Raw genomic sequence first — 19,030 nt, 5'->3', positions numbered from 1 at the left:
TTGCCTCAATCGCTCTAAGGTCTTGTAAATGTGTGTCCCATCAGCAGGGGTGCGCACCAGCTGACCATCAAGGTCAACAGGTAGAGGCCGAACAGAGCCAGGGGCTCCAGCGGCTTCACGCCTGCGAACGCCAATGCGAAGAGCACTGCCGTCAAAATCAGCTTCCCGGCCTCGCCCGCATAGAAGGAGCGGACGATCATCTGAGCCGAGCGCGCCCCGCTGTAGCGGAACGCCTTGTATGCGAAATAAACGTTCGGCAGCCAGGCGATCAGCCCGCCGAGCAGACCAGAATAGCCGGCCACCACGCCCCGGGTGAAAAACAGGACGCCAGCCCCCAGAAGCACCACGGCCAGTTGGACGAGCAACAGGCGTAAAGCCGGTTGGCGATGGAAGGGCAGGCGGTTCGGCTTGCGGGGTTCCATCTGTCTCAAAGTCCTCTGGCGTCGGCTTCGCAAATCAACAACTTGGCATACTTTGTGCCGACAAAATTGCGCGCAGAGTATAGGGGGCCGGGCATACCCATTCAACAGCCGGGTAGTGATTTCCGACTATCGCTACACAGACGATGGTCTTAGCGAATGTGGGCGAGAACCCCTTGCAACTCGTCCAGCGAGTTGTAGCGGATCACCAGTTGCCCCTTGCCCTTCTGGCCATGGCGAATCTGCACCGGAGCGCCCAGGCGCTCGGCCAGGCGCTGTTCCAGGCGGCTGATGTCGGGGTCGGACTTGACCACCTTGGCAGGTTCGCTGGGGGCGTTGAGCCAGTGGCGTACCAGTGCCTCGGTCTGGCGCACGGTGAGGCCGCGTGCGACAACATGTCGCGCACCTTCCACCTGCCGCGCCTCGGGCAAGCCGAGCAGTGCGCGGGCGTGGCCCATCTCCAGGTCGCCGTGGGAGAGCAACGTCTTGATCTCCTCGGGCAGGGCGATCAGGCGCAGCAGGTTGGCCACGCTGACGCGGGACTTGCCGACGGCGTCGGCGACCTGCTGCTGGGTCAACTGGAACTCCTGCTGCAGGCGTTGCAGCGCGACGGCTTCCTCGAGGGGGTTGAGGTCCTCGCGCTGGATGTTCTCGATCAGCGCCATGGCGATGGCGGCTTCGTCCGGTACCTCGCGCACCAGTGCCGGGATGGTGTCCAGGCCGGCCTGCTGGCTGGCGCGCCAGCGGCGCTCGCCGGCAATGATCTCGTAGCGGCCCTTGTCGAGGGGGCGCACCACGATGGGCTGCATCACCCCCTGGGCCTTGATGGACAACGCCAGCTCTTCCAGAGCCTGGGGGTCCATGTCGCGGCGCGGCTGGTACTTGCCGCGCTGGATCAGGTCCAGCGGCAGGTGCTGCAGTTCCTTGCTGTCCGCCTGGACGGCCTCTTCCTGCAGGGTGGCGGCGCTGGAGCCACTGAGCAGGGCGTCCAGCCCGCGTCCGAGACCTCGTTTCTTAACGGCCATGCGGGTTCCTTAGTTCGTCATGCGGTGGCGGCTTTGCGGGCGGCGCGCTGTCGGCGCGCGAGTTCGCCGGCCAGCGCCAGGTAGGCCATGGCCCCGCGCGATTGCTTGTCGTAGACCAGCGCCGGCATGCCGAAGCTGGGTGCCTCGGCCAGTCGCACGTTGCGCGGGATCACGGTGGTGTAGAGCTTGTCGCCGAAGTGTTCCTGCAGCTGCGCGCTGACGTCGTTGGTCAGGCTGATGCGCGGATCGTACATGGTCCGCAGCAGGCCCTCGATGCTCAGCGTCGGATTCAGACGCTCGGCGATGCGCTGGATGCTGTTCATCAGGTCGGTCAGGCCTTCCAGGGCGTAGTACTCGCACTGCATGGGGATGATCACCCCATCGGCGGCGGAAAGGGCGTTGACCGTGAGCATCGACAGCGACGGCGGGCAGTCGATGAGGATGTAGTCGTAGTTCTCGCGCACCGGGGCCAGGGCCTGGCGCAGGCGGTGCTCCTTCATGTCCATCTCCAGCAGCACCACTTCCGCGGCGGTGAGGTCGCGGTTGGCCGGGAGGATCTGGTAGCCGCCGTGCTCGGAGAACTGCATGGCCTGGGCCAGGTCGGCCTCGCCGGTGAGCACGTCGTAGATGGAGTATTCCAGGGACAACTTATCCACACCGCTGCCGGTGGTGGCATTGCCCTGTGGATCGAGGTCGATCAGCAGCACGCGGCGCTTGGTGGCGACCAGCGAGGCGGCGAGGTTGATACAGGTGGTGGTCTTGCCGACACCGCCCTTCTGGTTGGCGATCGCGAATACCTTAGCCATGGTTTTCCCCCGTCCCCGTCATGCTCCGGCGCAGTATCAGCAGATGCCGCTGGCCTTGGCAACCCGGCACGCTGAGCGCGTGCTCGGCTTCGACCCGGAAATCTTCCGGGAGTGCCGCAAGCTCCTGCGCCGGGTGCACGCCCTTCATCGCCAGCCAGCGCGTACTGCCGTCGCCGAGGTGGCGGGTCCAGTTGCAGAAGTCTTCCAGGCTGCTGAAGGCCCGGGAGACGATGCCGTCGAATGCCTGGGCCGGCTGGTAGGCCTCGACCCGGCTGTGGATAACTTCCAGGTTGTGCAGTTTCAGCTCCAGCTTCACCTGGGTGAGGAAGCGGGTCTTCTTGCCGTTGCTGTCGAGCAGCGTCAGGCGCTTGTCCGGGAACAGGATGGCCAGCGGGATGCCGGGCATGCCGCCGCCGCTGCCGACGTCCAGCCAGCGCTCGCCGCCGGCGGCGAGGAAGTGCGGGACGACGCTCAGGCTGTCGAGCAGGTGGCGCGAGACCATCTCGTCGACGTCGCGCACCGCGGTGAGGTTGTACGCCTTGTTCCACTTCGCCAGCAGGGCGAGGTAGGCGAGCAGGCCCTGGCGGCCGGCTTCGTCGAGTTCGACGCCGAGCGCCGCGGCGCCACGCACGAGCTCGTCGGCGTGGGCTTGGGTGACCTGGGACATCAGGCGCTCTGCTCCAGTTGGCGGCCGGTGGCGCGTTTCTTCAGGTGGATCAGCAGCAGCGAGATGGCCGCGGGGGTGACGCCGGGGATGCGGCCGGCCTGGCCGAGGGTCTCCGGGCGAGCCTGGCCGAGCTTGTTCTGGATCTCCTTGGAGAGCCCGGAAATGCTCGTGTAGTCGATATCCACAGGCAGGCAGGTGTCCTCGCTGGCGCGCAGGCGGGCGATCTCTTCCTGCTGGCGGTCGATGTAGCCGGCGTACTTGGTGCGGATCTCCACCTGCTCGGCGACCTGCGCGTCCTCGGCGCCGGCGCCGGTCACCTCGGCCAGGCTGGCGTAGTCGATTTCCGGGCGGGCCAGCAGGTTGAGCAGGTTGTACTCGTGGGCCAGCGGGGTGCCGAAGCGCTCGGCGATGGCGTCGCCCTGCGGGGTGTTCGGCCGCACCCAGGTGCTCTTCAGGCGCTGCTCTTCACGCTCGATGCCTTCGCGCTTGGCCTCGAAGGCCGCCCAGCGGCGGTCGTCCACCAGGCCCAGCTCGCGGCCCTTCTCGGTCAGGCGCAGGTCGGCGTTGTCCTCGCGCAGGATCAGCCGGTACTCGGCGCGCGAGGTGAACATGCGGTAGGGCTCCTGGGTGCCCAGGGTGATCAGGTCGTCGACCAGCACGCCGATGTACGCCTCGTCGCGGCGCGGGCACCAGGCCTCGCGGCCCTGGGCGCGCAGCGCGGCGTTGGCGCCGGCGAGCAGGCCCTGGGCGCCAGCCTCTTCGTAGCCGGTGGTGCCGTTGATCTGGCCGGCGAAGAACAGGCCGCCGATGACCTTGGTCTCCAGGCTGTACTTCAGGTCGCGCGGGTCGAAATAGTCGTACTCGATGGCGTAGCCCGGGCGAACGATATGGGCGTTCTCCATGCCGCGGATCGAGCGGACGATCTCCAACTGCACGTCGAACGGCAGCGAGGTGGAGATGCCGTTGGGGTACAGCTCGTGGGTGGTCAGGCCTTCGGGTTCGAGGAAGACCTGGTGGCTGTCCTTGTCGGCGAAGCGATGGATCTTGTCCTCGATCGACGGGCAGTAGCGCGGGCCGATGCCCTCGATGACCCCGGAGTACATCGGCGAGCGGTCGAGGTTGCTGGCGATGATCTCGTGGGTGCGCGCGTTGGTGTGGGTGATCCAGCAGCTGACCTGGCGCGGGTGTTCTTCCTTCGAGCCGAGGAAGGACATCACCGGGATCGGGGTGTCGCCGGGCTGTTCGGTCATCACCGAGAAATCGACGCTGCGGCCGTCGATGCGCGGCGGCGTGCCGGTCTTCAGCCGGCCGACGCGCAGCGGCAGCTCGCGCAGGCGCTTGGCCAGGGCGATGGCCGGCGGGTCACCGGCGCGGCCGCCGGAGTAGTTCTGCAGGCCGATGTGGATAAGTCCGCCGAGGAAGGTGCCTGCGGTCAGTACCACCTGGTCGGCGTGGAATTTCAGCCCCATCTGGGTCACCACGCCGCGCACCTGGTCCTGCTCGACGATCAGGTCGTCGCAGGCCTGCTGGAATATCCACAGGTTCGGCTGGTTTTCCAGGATCTCGCGGACCGCCGCCTTGTACAGCACGCGGTCGGCCTGGGCACGGGTGGCGCGCACGGCAGGGCCCTTGCGGCTGTTGAGCACGCGGAACTGGATGCCGCCCTTGTCGGTGGCGCGGGCCATGGCCCCGCCCAGGGCATCGATTTCCTTGACCAGGTGGCTCTTGCCGATGCCGCCGATGGCCGGGTTGCAGCTCATCTGGCCCAGGGTTTCCACATTGTGGGTGAGCAGCAGGGTCTTCACGCCCATGCGTGCGGCCGCCAGCGCGGCCTCCGTGCCGGCATGGCCACCGCCGATCACTATCACGTCAAAACGGGAAGGGAAATCCACCACGCACCTCGTGCCTGTCGATCAGGGAAAGAAAAAGAGAGCCGCACAGTATAGGGGGTTAGCCCTGCCGATTGAAGGGACCTGTATGAAAAGTAGCCAATCGGCCTTTCGGGTGTCACACCGGGGAATGCTTCATTCACAAAAAAAAGAGAGAGGGAATTTTTAAATCTTTTTAGAGCTAGTGATTATGTTTGGTGTGGACATTTTTTGTGGATAAGTGGGTCGAGCCCTTCTGCGACGATATTTACAGCCAAGGATAAGCCTGTGCCGAAGGTGTCGGGAAGCGGGGCATTTACGGTTGAACACCTGTGTATGGAATGCATGGTTATACACAGGGCGGTTATCCCCGGGTTTGGCCACCGGGTTGTCTACGGACCTATACGGTAGTTTTCCACAGGGTTCAGGTGGCGTGTGTATAGACCCTTGCAGGCTAGATTTCGTGGGGACTGTGCGTCTTTTTAGCTTGGGCGCTGTCCACACCTGGTTGAAAAAAAGATGGGGAAAAGGGGGGCTTGCACACATCATCCACAGGGGATGCGTGATGTGGATAAGAGAAGGTTCGAGTTGAAGATCGACTCGTTGGTAGAGTCTTCCTCAGATGCCGATCATTCCCCGGAGTGGCCGCCGAGTTCCCGCTCGATCTGCTCGATCGTGGGCAGGCTGGTCCGAAGTGCTTCCGGCAGCGATTGCAGCAGCTTGTATTCGGCAATGCCCATGGGCTGCGACTTGTCGCCCAGGGCGTATTCGGCCACTACCTTGTTATGGCTCTTGCACAACAGCAGGCCGATGGTGGGGCTGTCGTGTTCGTTCTTCACCTGGCGATCCACAGCCGTCAGGTAGAAGCTCAGTTGCCCCAGGTGGTCCGGCTTGAACTTGCCCGCCTTCAGCTCTATCACCACGTAGCAGCGCAGTTTGAGGTGATAGAACAGCAGGTCGATGAAGAACTCCTCGCCGCCTACCTCCAGCGGCACCTGCCGGCCGACGAAGGCAAAGCCCGCGCCCAGTTCCAGCAGGAAGTCGGTGACGTGTCGCACCAGTGCCTGCTCGATCTCGCGCTCCTGCGCCTGTTCGCCAAGCCCCAGAAAATCGAAGCGGTACGGGTCTTTCAGCGACTCGGTGGCCAGGTCGGATTGCGCCTTGGGCAGGTGGGCCCCGAAGTTGGTCACGGCCTTGCCGGTTCGTTCCAGCAGACCGGCTTCGATCTGCATCACCAGCACGTTGCGCGACCAGTTGTGCTCGATTGCCTTGGCCGCATACCACTTACGGGTTTCGGGCCCGGGTAGCTTATCCAGCAGCGCCAGGTGGTGGTACCAGGGCAATTGTGCAAGCACCTCTTGCACAAATGACTCATCCGGCCAGGCCTCGGCAAAGGCCCGCATATATTTGAGATTGCGCAGGGAAAAGCCCTTCATGTCCGGAAAGGCCGATCGCAGGTCCTGGGCCAGCCTGTCGATCACCTTGGCTCCCCATCCCTGCTTCGCCTGCCGTTGCAGGATATCGCGGCCGATCTGCCAATAGAGCTGCACCAGTTCGCGGTTGACCGCCAGCGTGGCGCGCTGTTGCGCAGCGTGGATGCGGCTCTTAACGTCGACCAGCCAGTCGGCATAGCCTTGCGGGGCGGTGGAAAGGGAGGTCGGCTTGTCGGTCATGGCGATGTCACTCCCTTCGGAGGGCGCTCATTCAGATATCCACAGCTTCGGCATCCGCATGATCGTCACATCGCGCCACGCTGCCGGCAGTGTGGCGACTATCTCGCACTGTTCCCTTCTTGCTTTCCTGGATGTAGCCAGAATTTTCTCAAAGGCCTCGCTTGCATGCGGTAGAGCCGCAGCAGGTCCGGCGCTACATCACTTCCCGATGCAGAAGCTGGAGAAGATCCGCCCCAGCAGGTCATCGGAGCTGAACGCCCCGGTGATCTCCCCCAGGGCCTGCTGGGCATGGCGCAGGTCCTCGGCCAGCAGTTCCCCGGCGCCGGCGAGCAGCAGCTGGGCGTGGCCGTGGTCGAGGTGCTGCCCGGCCTGGCGCAGCGCTTCCAGGTGGCGGCGGCGGGCGCTGAAGCTGCTTTCGGCGGTCTGTTCGAAGCCCATGCAGGCCTTCAGGTGTTCGCGCAGCAGGTCCAGGCCTTCGCCGGATCGCGCGGAGAGAGTCAGGGTGACGTGGCCGTCGGCGCTTTCCTCGATGCCCACCGGGCTTGTGGATAAGTCGGCCTTGTTGCGGATCAGCGTGACCCGCGCCGGGTCCGGGCGCTCGTCGAGGAATTCCGGCCAGAGGGCGAAGGGGTCGGCGGCTTCCGGCGCGGTGGAGTCGATCACCAGCAACACCCGGTCGGCTTCGCCGATGGCCTTGAGCGCGCGTTCCACGCCAATCTTTTCCACATGGTCCTCGGTGTCGCGCAGGCCGGCGGTGTCCACGACGTGCAGCGGCATGCCGTCGATGTGGATATGTTCGCGCAGCACGTCGCGGGTGGTGCCGGCGATATCGGTGACGATCGCCGCCTCGCGCCCGGCCAGGGCGTTGAGCAGGCTGGACTTGCCGGCATTGGGCCGGCCGGCGATCACCACCGTCATGCCGTCGCGCAGCAGCGCGCCCTGGCCGGCTTCGCGCAGGACGCCAGCGAGTTCCGCGCGGACCTTGTCGAGCTGCGACAGCACGTGGCCATCGGCCAGGAAGTCGATTTCCTCCTCGGGGAAGTCGATGGCCGCCTCGACGTAGATGCGCAGCTGGATCAGCTGTTCGGTGAGCTGGTGCACGCGCCGCGAGAACTCGCCCTGCAGCGAGCGCACGGCATTGCGCGCGGCCTGGGCCGAGCTGGCTTCGATGAGGTCGGCGATGGCCTCGGCCTGGGCCAGGTCGAGCTTGTCGTTGAGGAAGGCGCGCTCGCTGAACTCGCCGGGGCGGGCCTGGCGCGAGCCCAGTTCCAGGCAGCGCTGCAGGAGCATGTCGAGCACCACCGGGCCGCCATGGCCGTGCAGCTCCACCACGTCCTCGCCGGTGAAGGAGTTGGGGCCGCGGAAGAACAGCAGCAGGCCTTCGTCGATCACCTCGCCTTCGTCGTCGTAGAAGGGCCCGTAGTGGGCGAAGCGCGGCTGCGGCTCGCGGCCGCTGAGGCTGATGGCGATGGGCAGCGCCCGGGACCCGGAGACGCGGACGATGCCGACGCCGCCCCGGCCCTGGGCGGTGGCGACGGCGGCGATGGTTTCACGGGCTGCGTTCATGGCTTTCCTCCGGATAGCAGAACGCCCCACGAGGGGGCGTTCTGTAGGCTGGGCCGAGAGCGTGGCGTCAGGCGGTCTTGGCCTTGCTCGCGCCTTCGATCTGCCGGGTAATGTACCACTGCTGGGCGATGGACAGGCAGTTGTTGACCACCCAGTACAGCACCAGGCCGGCCGGGAACCACAGGAAGAAGAAGGTGAAGATGATCGGCATCAGCTTCATCACCTTGGCCTGCATGGGATCCGGCGGGGTCGGGTTGAGCATCTGCTGGACCAGCATGGTGGCGCCCATGACGATCGGCAGGATGAAGAACGGATCCTTCACCGAGAGGTCGGTGATCCACCCCAGCCACGGGGCCTGGCGCATCTCCACGCTTTCCAGCAGTACCCAGTAGAGGGAGAGGAACACCGGCATCTGCACCAGGATCGGCAGGCAGCCGCCCAGCGGGTTGATCTTCTCCTTCTTGTACAGCTCCATCATCGCCTGGGACATCTTCTGGCGATCGTCACCGTGCTGTTCCTTGATCGCTGCCATCTTCGGCGAGACGGCACGCATGCGCGCCATCGACTTGTAGCTGGCGGCGGACAGCGGGAAGAAGGCCAGCTTGATGACGACGGTCAGCAGGATGATCGACCAGCCCCAGTTGCCGACCAGGCCGTGGATATGTTGCAGCAGCCAGAAGATCGGCTGGGCGATGAACCACAGCGGGCCGTAGTCGACGGTCAGCTCCAGGCCCGGGGACAGCTCACCCAGGTACTTCTGCAGCTTGGGACCGGCATACAGGGTCAGGCTGGTCTCGCCCTTGGCGCCGGCGGGCACGCTCAGGGTCGGGCCGGTGAAGCCGACGATGTAGTTGCCCTGGGGGTCCTTGCGGGTCATCACGTTGTGAGTGTCGCCCTTGGCGGGCACCCAGGCCGTGACGAAGTAGTGCTGCAGCCAGGCTACCCAGCCGCCCTGCAGGCTCTGCTTGAAGGGTTCCTTGTCCATGTCTTTCATGGACACCTTCACGTAGGGCTTCTCCGGGGTCCAGACCGCTGCGCCCAGATAGGTAGACACGCCGGTGGCGGTGGTGGACGACGGGTCGGCGCTGGCGTCGCGCTTGAGCTGGGCGAACAGCGAAGCGCTCCAGGGCTTGCCGCTCTGGTTGTCGACCAGGTAGGTGACGTCGATCTGGTAGGCGTTCGGGTTGATGCAGTCGAGCTTCTTCTGCGCCTTTTCCTTGTCGCTGCAGTCGGTCTTCAGGCCGCGGTGGAAGGTGAAGCGCTTGATGTAGCTGACGCCATCGCGGGCGAAGTTCAGGTCGACCACCAGTTGGTCCTGGCCGTCGGCCAGCTGGTACTGGGTCTTGGTACTGCTGTACAGCGGGCGGCCGGCGACGGCGGCGTCCGGACCGTCGGTGCCGGTCAGGCCGCTCTGCGCGAGGTAGGTGCGCTGGCCATGCTCGAACAGGGCGAAGGGCAGGTCCGGGCGATCCTGGCGCATCGGGTACTGGGTCAGGCCCAGTTGCACCACGTCACCGCCACGGGGGTCGATGGCCAGGTCGAGGACGTCGGTCTTCACCTGGATCAGCTGGCCGTTGGCGGCTGCTGGTTGCTGGGCGCTGGGCAGCCCGGTTTCGCCGCTCTGGGCGGTCGGTACGTCGGCGCTGGCAGTGCCGGTGGCAGGCACGGACGTATCCGGCAGGCCCTGGGACTGTTGGTTGAACGACGCGGTCTGGGCCGGCAGTTCGGGCTGACCGTAGTCCTTGTTCCACTGGAGAACCAGCGCATAGGACACGATAGCCAGGGCGACGATGAGGATCGAGCGTTTGATGTCCATGGTTACTCGGCCGTCGAGGATGGGCGATGCTTGGAAGTGGCGGGCGGCACGGGATCATAGCCACCGGGATGCCAGGGATGGCAGCGGCCCAGGCGACGCAGGGCCAGCCAGCCGCCGCGCAGGAAGCCATGGTGTTCGATGGCTTCGTACGCGTAGCAGGAGCAGCTGGGGTGAAAGCGACAGTGACTGGCCATCAAGGGGCTGATGGCGTAGCGGTAAAACTGGATGAGAAGCAGCGCCAGTCTACGCATGGGAACTGTCGGCGACCCCCGGAGGTTCGGTTGCGCTTTCCGGCCGGGGTCGGTTGCGCAGCAGGCGTTTGAAGAGCTTGCCGAATTGCTGGTGCAGTTCGGGGTTCTGCAATTCACCCAACCCCTTGCGCGCAATGACCACGATGTCCAGGCCGGCCAGGGCTTCCTGGTTGTGCCGGAACGATTCGCGGATCAGGCGTTTGAGGCGGTTGCGCTCGACGGCGAGCTTGACGTTCTTCTTGCCGATCACCAGGCCGAGGCGGGGGTGATCCAGAGCGTTTTCGCGCGCCAGCAGCAGGACATGCTTACCGGGAACCTTGGCGCTGGGGGAGTCGAAGACCGCTGTGAAATGCCGGGCTGTCAGAAGACGCTTTTCCCGGTCGAATCCTCGACTCACCACCTGTGCCGGGCGAATCAGACGGTCAGACGCTTGCGGCCCTTGGCGCGACGACGCGACAGAACCTGACGGCCGTTCTTGGTGGCCATGCGAGCGCGGAAACCGTGGACGCGAGCGCGCTTGAGAGTGCTGGGTTGGAAAGTACGTTTCATTGTTCGGTACCTGGATTGATGACCTGAGGTCGCAGGGACCCCGTTTAAAGAGACGGGCGATTCTAGTGAAAACCCCGAGTCAGGTCAATTTCCAACCAGCCGGAATCGCCCAGTGGAATTGCGCTGAAATAAAAGACAGGGAGAAAAGGTCTTTAAAGGATAGTGAAAGCGACTGTTATAGGGCGCCGCCAAATCTGTGGATAAGTCAATTCTGGCCACTGTTTGCGGGCCATGGCGGATTTCATGAAGGTGTCGAGAAGCGGTGACCCTCCTGTGCAGCTGCGGTGGATAATCTGGGGAAGAAAGACCTGTTTGTCCACAGCGATGGTTTTCAACAGCTTTCCACCCCCATCCATCCCTGGGTCGATGCAGGGGTTATCCACAACTTTCAGGGTGCGCCGGCCATCGCCATATGCCATCATTAACACCTTGATTTTGCTTGCCCACTTGTTGATTTCTCATGTGGATAAGTCCGTAGCGCACGGCTACAATTGCGCTTTCCTTTTCGTTCCATTCCTTTCCAAATCCTGGGGGATACCCGTGTCCGTGGAACTCTGGCAGCAGTGCGTGGAATTGCTCCGCGACGAGCTGCCATCCCAGCAATTCAACACCTGGATCCGGCCGCTGCAGGTCGAGGCCGAGGGCGAGGAGCTGCGTGTCTACGCACCGAACCGTTTCGTGTTGGACTGGGTCAACGAAAAATACATGGGGCGTCTGCTCGAACTGCTGGGTGAACGCGGCAATGGGCAGATTCCCGCCCTTTCGCTGCTCATCGGCAGCCGCCGCAGCCGAGCCCCGCGCCCTGCGCTGATGCCGCAGAGCCATGCGATGCCCGCGCCGACCATCACCCCGCCGCCGTCGCCGGCGCAGGTGCGCGCCGCCAAGGCCCAGGCCTACCAGGCCGAGGCCCCCGCCCAGGCCGAAGCGGCCAGCCGGGTGCAGCAGATGCAGCTCAACGTGCAGGAGCCGATGCCCGACATCGACGAGTCCAGCCCGAGCATCGACCCGCTCGCCGCCGTCGCCGCCATGCCCTCGGCGCCCGCGGTGCGCACCGAGCGCAACGTGCAGGTGGAAGGCGCGCTCAAGCACACCAGCTACCTGAACCGCACCTTCACCTTCGAGAACTTCGTCGAGGGCAAGTCCAACCAACTGGCCCGTGCCGCGGCCTGGCAGGTGGCGGACAACCTCAAGCACGGCTACAACCCGCTCTTCCTTTATGGGGGCGTGGGCCTGGGCAAGACGCACCTGATGCACGCCGTGGGCAACCACCTGCTGAAGAAGAACCCGAACGCCAAGGTCGTGTACCTGCATTCGGAGCGCTTCGTCGCAGACATGGTCAAGGCCCTGCAGCTGAACGCCATCAACGAGTTCAAGCGCTTCTACCGCTCGGTGGATGCCCTGCTGATCGACGACATCCAGTTCTTCGCCCGCAAGGAGCGTTCCCAGGAAGAGTTCTTCCACACCTTCAACGCCCTGCTCGAAGGCGGCCAGCAGGTGATCCTCACCAGCGACCGCTACCCGAAGGAGATCGAAGGCCTGGAAGAGCGGCTGAAATCGCGCTTCGGCTGGGGCCTGACGGTGGCGGTGGAGCCGCCGGAGCTGGAAACCCGCGTGGCCATTCTGATGAAGAAGGCCGAGCAGGCGAAGGTGGAGTTGCCGCACGACGCGGCCTTCTTCATCGCCCAGCGCATCCGTTCCAACGTGCGCGAGCTTGAGGGTGCCCTGAAAAGGGTGATCGCCCACTCCCACTTCATGGGCCGGCCGATCACCATCGAGCTGATCCGCGAGTCGCTGAAGGACCTGCTGGCCCTGCAGGACAAGCTGGTCAGCATCGACAACATCCAGCGCACCGTCGCCGAGTACTACAAGATCAAGATCGCCGACCTGCTGTCCAAGCGCCGTTCGCGCTCGGTGGCGCGTCCGCGCCAGGTGGCCATGGCCCTGTCCAAGGAACTGACCAACCACAGCCTGCCGGAAATCGGTGTGGCTTTCGGTGGTCGGGACCACACCACGGTGCTGCACGCCTGTCGTAAGATCGCTCAATTGAAGGAATCCGACGCGGACATCCGCGAGGACTACAAGAACCTGCTGCGTACGCTGACCACCTGAGGCCAAGCTGCAGCCCCACGAGGCAAGGGATTAGACCATGCATTTCACCATTCAACGCGAAGCTCTGTTGAAACCCCTGCAACTGGTCGCTGGTGTGGTCGAGCGCCGCCAGACGCTGCCGGTTCTTTCCAACGTGCTGCTGGTGGTCCAGGGCCAGCAGCTGTCGCTGACCGGTACCGACCTCGAGGTCGAACTGGTTGGCCGCGTCACCCTGGAAGAGCCGGCCGAACCGGGCGAAATCACCGTCCCGGCGCGCAAGCTCATGGACATCTGCAAGAGCCTGCCCAGCGATGCGCTGATCGACATCCGTGTCGACGAGCAGAAGCTGCTGGTCAAGGCCGGCCGTAGCCGCTTCACCCTGTCCACCCTGCCGGCCAACGACTTCCCCACCGTCGAGGAAGGCCCGGGCTCGCTGACCTTCAGCCTGGTGCAGAGCAAGCTGCGCCGCCTGATCGACCGCACCAGCTTCGCCATGGCCCAGCAGGACGTTCGCTACTACCTCAACGGCATGCTGCTGGAAGTGTCCAACGGCACCCTGCGTGCCGTGGCCACCGACGGCCACCGCCTGGCCATGTGCTCCTTCAGCGGCGGCGTGCCGGAGGCCCAGGACCGCCATCAGGTCATCGTGCCGCGCAAGGGCATCCTGGAACTGGCGCGTCTGCTCACCGAGCAGGACGGCCAGGTGGACATCGTCCTCGGCCAGCACCACATCCGCGCCACCACCGGCGAGTTCACCTTCACCTCCAAGCTGGTGGACGGCAAGTTCCCCGACTACGAGCGCGTGCTGCCCAAGGGCGGCGACAAGCTGGTGATCGGTGACCGCCAGCTGCTGCGCGAGGCCTTCAGCCGTACTGCGATCCTCTCCAACGAGAAGTACCGCGGCATTCGCCTGCAACTGACCTCCGGCCTGCTGAAAATCCAGGCGAACAACCCGGAGCAGGAGGAAGCGGAAGAAGAAGTGCAGGTCGACTATAACGGCAGCAGCCTGGAAATCGGCTTCAACGTCAGCTACCTGCTGGACGTACTGGGCGTGATGGGCACCGAGCAGGTTCGCATGATCCTCTCCGACGCCAACAGCAGCGCCCTGCTGCAGGAAGCCGACAACGACGACTCCGCCTACGTCGTCATGCCGATGCGTCTCTGACCTTCACTGAATGTCACTGACCCGCGTCTCGGTCACCGCGGTGCGCAACCTGCACCCGGTGACCTTCTCCCCCTCCCCTCGTATCAACATCCTCTACGGCGAAAACGGCAGCGGCAAGACCAGCGTGCTCGAAGCCGTCCACCTGCTCGGCCTCGCCCGCTCCTTCCGCAGCCAGCGCCTGCAACCGGTCATCCAGTACGAACAGGCCGCCTGCACCGTCTTCGGCCAGGTCCAGCTGGCCAATGGCATGACCAGCAACCTCGGGATTTCCCGGGAGCGCCAGGGCGAGTTCCAGATTCGCATTGACGGCCAGAATGCACGCAGCACCGCCCAGCTGGCGGAAACCTTGCCGTTGCAACTGATCAACCCGGACAGCTTCCGTCTATTGGAGGGGGCTCCGAAGATTCGCCGGCAGTTCCTCGACTGGGGTGTGTTCCACGTGGAACAACGCTTCATGGTCGCCTGGCAGCGGCTGCAGAAGGCGCTGCGCCAGCGGAACTCGTGGCTCCGACATGGTAGACTGGACGGTGCTTCGCAGGCTGCCTGGGACCGCGAATTGTGCAGTGCCAGCGACGAAATCGATGGCTATCGGCGGTCCTATATCCAGACGCTCAAACCGGTCTTCGAACAGACGCTGGGCGAGCTGATCCAGTTGGACCAGCTCACCCTCAGTTATTACCGCGGCTGGGACAAGGATCGCGAGCTGGGCGAAGTATTGAATGGCAGCTTGTTGCGCGACCAGCAGATGGGGCACACCCAGGCTGGGCCGCAACGGGCCGATCTACGAATTCGCCTGGGCGGGCATAACGCGGCAGATATCCTGTCGCGGGGGCAGCAGAAACTCGTAGTCTGCGCCCTGCGTATTGCCCAGGGGCACCTGATCAATCAGGCCAAGCGAGGCCAGTGCGTCTACCTGGTGGACGACCTGCCCTCGGAACTCGACGAAAAGCACCGGCGTTCGTTGTGCCGGTTGCTTGAAGATTTGGGTTGCCAGGTATTCATCACCTGCGTCGACCCTGAACCATTGAAGGACAGCTGGCGAACGGACACGCCGGTTGCGATGTTCCACGTGGAACATGGGCATGTCTCTCAGACCACCCTCGGGAGTGAAGAATGAGCGAGAACAACACGTACGACTCTAACAGCATCAAGGTGCTGAAGGGGCTGGACGCGGTACGCAAGCGTCCGGGCATGTACATCGGCGACACGGACGATGGCACCGGCCTGCACCACATGGTGTTCGAGGTGCTGGACAACTCGATCGACGAAGCCCTGGCTGGCTACTGCAGCGAGATCAGCGTCACCATCCACACCGATGAATCGATCACCGTCCGCGACAACGGCCGTGGCATTCCTGTCGATATCCACAAGGAAGAAGGGGTTTCCGCAGCCGAGGTCATCATGACCGTGCTGCACGCCGGCGGTAAGTTCGACGACAACTCCTACAAGGTGTCCGGTGGCCTGCACGGCGTGGGTGTGTCCGTGGTGAACGCGCTCTCCGAGGAACTGCGCCTGACCATCCGCCGCGAAGGCAAGGTCTGGGAGCAGATCTACCGCCACGGCGTACCGCAGTTCCCCCTGCGCCCGGTGGGCGAGACCGATGGCTCGGGTACCGAGGTGCATTTCAAGGCCTCCGACGAGACCTTCACCAGCATCCACTTCAGTTGGGACATCCTGGCCAAGCGCATCCGTGAGCTGTCCTTCCTCAACTCCGGCGTGGGCATCCTGCTGCGCGACGAGCGCACCGGCAAGGAGGAGCTGTTCAAGTACGAAGGGGGCCTGCGCGCCTTCGTCGAGTACCTGAACACCAACAAGAACATCGTCAACCAGGTGTTCCACTTCAACACCCAGCGCGAAGAAGACGGCGTTGGCGTGGAAGTCGCCCTGCAGTGGAACGACAGCTTCAACGAGAACATCCTCTGCTTCACCAACAACATTCCGCAGCGTGACGGTGGCACTCACCTGGCGGGCTTCCGCTCCGCCCTCACCCGCCACCTGAACAACTACATCGAGCAGGAAGGCCTGGCGAAGAAGTACAAGATCGCCACCACCGGCGACGACGCCCGTGAAGGCCTGACCGCGATCATCTCGGTGAAGGTGCCGGATCCGAAGTTCAGCTCGCAGACCAAGGACAAGCTGGTGTCCTCCGAGGTGAAGACCGCGGTGGAACAGGAGATGGGCAAGTACTTCGCCGACTTCCTGCTGGAGAACCCCAACGAGGCCAAGGCCGTGGTCGGCAAGATGATCGACGCCGCCCGCGCCCGTGAGGCCGCGCGCAAGGCCCGCGAGATGACCCGCCGCAAGGGCGCGCTGGACATCGCCGGCCTGCCGGGCAAGCTCGCCGACTGCCAGGAGAAGGACCCCGCCCTCTCCGAACTCTACATAGTGGAGGGTGACTCCGCGGGCGGTTCTGCCAAGCAGGGCCGCAACCGCAAGACCCAGGCGATCCTGCCGCTCAAGGGCAAGATCCTCAACGTCGAGAAGGCTCGCTTCGACAAGATGCTCTCCTCCCAGGAGGTGGGCACCCTGATCACCGCGCTGGGCTGCGGCATCGGGCGCGAGGAGTACAACATCGACAAGCTGCGCTACCACAACATCATCATCATGACCGATGCTGACGTCGACGGTTCGCACATCCGCACCCTGCTGCTGACCTTCTTCTTCCGCCAGCTCCCCGAGCTGGTCGAGCGCGGCTACATCTACATCGCCCAGCCGCCGCTGTACAAGGTGAAGAAAGGCAAGCAGGAGCAGTACATCAAGGACGACGTGGCCATGGAGGAATACATGACCCAGTCGGCCCTCGAGGACGCCAGCGTGCACGTCAACGAAAGCGCCCCGGGCCTGTCCGGCGAGGCGCTGGAGAAGCTGGTCAACGAGTACCGCACCGTCATGCGTACCCTCTCCCGCCTGTCGCGCCTGTACCCGCAGGACCTGACCGAGCACTTCGTCTACCTGCCGCGCATCGACGTCGAGCAACTGGGCGACCAGGCCGCCATGCAGGCCTGGCTGGAACAGTACCAGGCGCGCCTGAAGACCTCCGAGAAGTCCGGCCTGACCTACACCGCCAGCCTGCGCGAGGATCGCGAGCGCCACCTGTGGCTGCCGGAGGTGGAGATGATCGCCCACGGCCTGTCCAACTACGTCACCTTCAACCGCGACTTCTTCGCCAGCAACGACTACCGCTCGGTCACCGAGCTGGGCGCCAAGCTGAACAGCCTGATGGAAGAAGGCGCCTACGTGCAGAAGGGCGAGCGCAAGAAGCCGGTCTCCAGCTTCAAGGACGCGCTCGAGTGGCTGATGGCCGAAGGCACCAAGCGCCACAGCATCCAGCGATACAAAGGCCTCGGTGAGATGAACCCGGACCAGCTGTGGGAAACCACCATGGACCCGAACGTCCGCCGCATGCTGAAGGTGACCATCGAGGATGCCATCGCCGCCGACCAGATCTTCAACACCCTGATGGGCGATGCCGTGGAGCCGCGCCGCGACTTCATCGAAAGCAACGCCCTGGCGGTGTCGAACCTGGACGTTTGATCGATGTAATTGGGGCATTCCGGTTCTGACAACGTTGAACGGATATTCTGGTAAACGTTAGCTCCCGTTCTGCTCTTGAAAACCCCGGCTCTCCGAAAGGTAAGTCGGGGTTTTTTTATTGCCAGAATGATTCACCTATCCGCCTCTCCTGGGAGCGTGCATGAGTGAACTGGATATTCTTCAGTGTTGGCTTGGGGGTTCTTCCGAGACGGAGCATCTGGAATTCAAGGAAGCCAAGCAGCAGTACGACACCGTGAAGCTGCTGCGTTACTGCGTGGCCCTGGCCAATGAAGGCGGTGGGTATCTTGTGCTTGGGGTTACTGACAGATCGCCACGCCAGGTAGTGGGCACTTCGGCCTTCGCAAAGCCGGGTCAGATCAAGTCGAGGATTCTCGAAGCGCTGCGCATTCGGGTTGATGTCCGGGAACTGCTTCACCCTGACGGACGGGTTCTGGTGTTCGAGGTTCCCTCGCGCCCTATCGGCCAGCCACTGCATTACGAAGGCGCCTACCTGATGCGTTCTGGTGAAGAACTGGTGCCGATGACCCAGGACCAGTTGAAGCGAATATTCGCAGAAGGACAGCCGGATTTCCTCAGTGGTTATGCCTCTGTACCGGTGGAGGCGGATGCTGTGGTTTCCCTACTGGATGTACAGACGTTCTTCGACCTGCTGAAGATGCCTCTCGCTGCGACCCGTGAAGGCATTCTTGCGCGACTGGTCAGCGAGAGATTCGTCGCGACCGAGACTGCCGGATACCGAATCACCAACCTGGGCGCGTTGTTGCTGGCCAAGGATCTGCGCGAGTTCGAGTTCTTGCAGCGCAAGGCGGTGCGCGTAGTGACGTACAAAGGGAAGAACAAGCTGGCTACGGAGCGCGATCTGATTGGGCAGAAGGGCTATGCGGTGGGATTCGAGGGGCTGATCAGTTACGTCAACGGCCAACTGCCGATGAACGAGGTGATCGGCCAGGCACTGCGCGAGGAAGCCCGTATGTTCCCTGAGCTGGCGATCCGGGAGCTGATTGCGAATGCTCTGGTGCACCAGGACTTCGACGAGACGGGAGGGTCGGTGACGATCGAAATTTATGCGGACCGCATCGAGATCACCAACCCGGGACAGCCGTTGATTCCCACCGAACGATTCGTCGATGAATACAAGTCACGCAATGAGAGGCTCGCGGACTTGATGCGGCGGATGGGAATCTGCGAGGAAAAGGGCAGCGGCATCGACAAGGTTGTTTCCAGTACCGAGTATTACCAACTGCCAGCTCCACATGTTCGTGTTTCTCCACTGCACACCACCGTCGCCTTGTACGCTCACAAGGAGTTCGCTGACATGGAACCTGTCGAGCGGGTGCGTGCCTGCTATCTGCACTGCTGCCTCAGGTATGTCAGCAACGAGAAGATGACGAACCAGAGTCTTCGTGAGCGCTTCAAGCTGGAAGACACCAGGGCCAAGAGCGCAAGCGTTTCCCAGATCATCGCCGCCACGGTGATGCAAGGGTTGGTAAAGCTCGATGATCCGGAGAATACCTCCAAGCGTTACGCCAAGTACGTGCCTTTCTGGGCTTGAGGTTTCATATAATCGCTGACGTTGGCAGGC

At 63.6% G+C, this 19,030-nt stretch carries 16 protein-coding genes; 5 read left to right on the top strand and 11 right to left on the bottom strand.

The features are described 5' to 3' along the window. Positions 1-14 precede the first annotated feature (14 nt). The 11 genes from VV867_RS02270 to rpmH all read right to left on the bottom strand — a co-directional run bounded on the left by VV867_RS02270 (position 15) and on the right by rpmH (position 10,640). Positions 15-422, bottom strand: coding sequence for a F0F1 ATP synthase subunit I (locus VV867_RS02270; RefSeq protein WP_109935331.1), 408 nt, complete (start codon positions 420-422; stop codon positions 15-17). Positions 423-571: 149 nt separating this feature from the next. Continuing rightward, positions 572-1,444 carry a ParB/RepB/Spo0J family partition protein gene (locus VV867_RS02265; protein WP_109935332.1) on the bottom strand — a complete coding sequence of 291 codons (873 nt, stop codon included), beginning with the start codon at positions 1,442-1,444 and terminating at the stop codon, positions 572-574. A 17-nt stretch (positions 1,445-1,461) separates the two neighbouring features. Then, positions 1,462-2,250: a ParA family protein gene (locus VV867_RS02260; RefSeq protein WP_109935333.1), complete on the bottom strand. Its 789-nt coding sequence runs from the start codon at positions 2,248-2,250 to the stop codon at positions 1,462-1,464. After that, positions 2,243-2,917, bottom strand: a complete 675-nt coding sequence (rsmG, locus tag VV867_RS02255) for a 16S rRNA (guanine(527)-N(7))-methyltransferase RsmG (protein WP_109935334.1) — start codon at positions 2,915-2,917, stop codon at positions 2,243-2,245. The genes VV867_RS02260 and rsmG overlap by 8 nt, the downstream gene beginning before the upstream one ends. After that, positions 2,917-4,809 carry a tRNA uridine-5-carboxymethylaminomethyl(34) synthesis enzyme MnmG gene (mnmG, locus tag VV867_RS02250; protein ID WP_328565528.1) on the bottom strand — a complete coding sequence of 631 codons (1,893 nt, stop codon included), beginning with the start codon at positions 4,807-4,809 and terminating at the stop codon, positions 2,917-2,919. Before mnmG ends, rsmG begins: the two co-directional genes overlap by 1 nt. A 605-nt stretch (positions 4,810-5,414) precedes the next feature. Continuing rightward, entirely contained in the window at positions 5,415-6,458 is a 1,044-nt protein-coding gene (locus VV867_RS02245; RefSeq protein ID WP_275628152.1) for a PDDEXK nuclease domain-containing protein, read from the bottom strand. A 198-nt stretch (positions 6,459-6,656) separates the two neighbouring features. Continuing rightward, positions 6,657-8,024 (bottom strand): tRNA uridine-5-carboxymethylaminomethyl(34) synthesis GTPase MnmE, encoded by a 1,368-nt coding sequence (gene mnmE / locus VV867_RS02240; RefSeq protein WP_109935337.1) that lies wholly within the window; start codon positions 8,022-8,024, stop codon positions 6,657-6,659. Positions 8,025-8,091: 67 nt separating this feature from the next. Next, entirely contained in the window at positions 8,092-9,840 is a 1,749-nt protein-coding gene (yidC, locus tag VV867_RS02235) for a membrane protein insertase YidC (RefSeq protein ID WP_109935338.1), read from the bottom strand. A 2-nt stretch (positions 9,841-9,842) separates the two neighbouring features. Next, a complete protein-coding gene (gene yidD, locus VV867_RS02230) occupies positions 9,843-10,091 on the bottom strand; it encodes a membrane protein insertion efficiency factor YidD (protein ID WP_043270141.1) in 249 nt (82 codons plus the stop codon). Beyond that, positions 10,084-10,491 carry a ribonuclease P protein component gene (gene rnpA / locus VV867_RS02225; protein WP_074980762.1) on the bottom strand — a complete coding sequence of 136 codons (408 nt, stop codon included), beginning with the start codon at positions 10,489-10,491 and terminating at the stop codon, positions 10,084-10,086. Before rnpA ends, yidD begins: the two co-directional genes overlap by 8 nt. Before the next feature lie 14 nt (positions 10,492-10,505). After that, a complete protein-coding gene (rpmH, locus tag VV867_RS02220) occupies positions 10,506-10,640 on the bottom strand; it encodes a 50S ribosomal protein L34 (protein ID WP_003100258.1) in 135 nt (44 codons plus the stop codon). Positions 10,641-11,180: 540 nt separating this feature from the next. On the opposite strand from rpmH, the gene dnaA reads away from it, so the two are divergent. From dnaA to VV867_RS02195, 5 genes are all read left to right on the top strand, one after another. Further along, entirely contained in the window at positions 11,181-12,749 is a 1,569-nt protein-coding gene (gene dnaA, locus VV867_RS02215) for a chromosomal replication initiator protein DnaA (RefSeq protein ID WP_275628150.1), read from the top strand. Positions 12,750-12,786: 37 nt separating this feature from the next. Then, a complete protein-coding gene (gene dnaN / locus VV867_RS02210) occupies positions 12,787-13,893 on the top strand; it encodes a DNA polymerase III subunit beta (protein WP_109935339.1) in 1,107 nt (368 codons plus the stop codon). Positions 13,894-13,903: 10 nt separating this feature from the next. Further along, complete coding sequence (recF, locus tag VV867_RS02205; RefSeq protein ID WP_109935340.1) at positions 13,904-15,010, top strand: DNA replication/repair protein RecF; 1,107 nt, start codon at positions 13,904-13,906, stop codon at positions 15,008-15,010. Next, positions 15,007-17,427: a DNA topoisomerase (ATP-hydrolyzing) subunit B gene (gene gyrB / locus VV867_RS02200; RefSeq protein ID WP_109935341.1), complete on the top strand. Its 2,421-nt coding sequence runs from the start codon at positions 15,007-15,009 to the stop codon at positions 17,425-17,427. The genes recF and gyrB overlap by 4 nt, the downstream gene beginning before the upstream one ends. A 160-nt stretch (positions 17,428-17,587) precedes the next feature. Then, positions 17,588-19,000: an ATP-binding protein gene (locus tag VV867_RS02195; RefSeq protein ID WP_275628149.1), complete on the top strand. Its 1,413-nt coding sequence runs from the start codon at positions 17,588-17,590 to the stop codon at positions 18,998-19,000. Positions 19,001-19,030: the final 30 nt, after the last annotated feature.

This window comes from Pseudomonas sp. JH-2, from assembly GCF_036231725.1.
GTDB lineage: Bacteria > Pseudomonadota > Gammaproteobacteria > Pseudomonadales > Pseudomonadaceae > Pseudomonas > Pseudomonas delhiensis.
The sequence above is the reverse complement of the archived record's forward strand: the minus strand, read 5'-3'. Positions and strand labels throughout refer to the sequence as shown.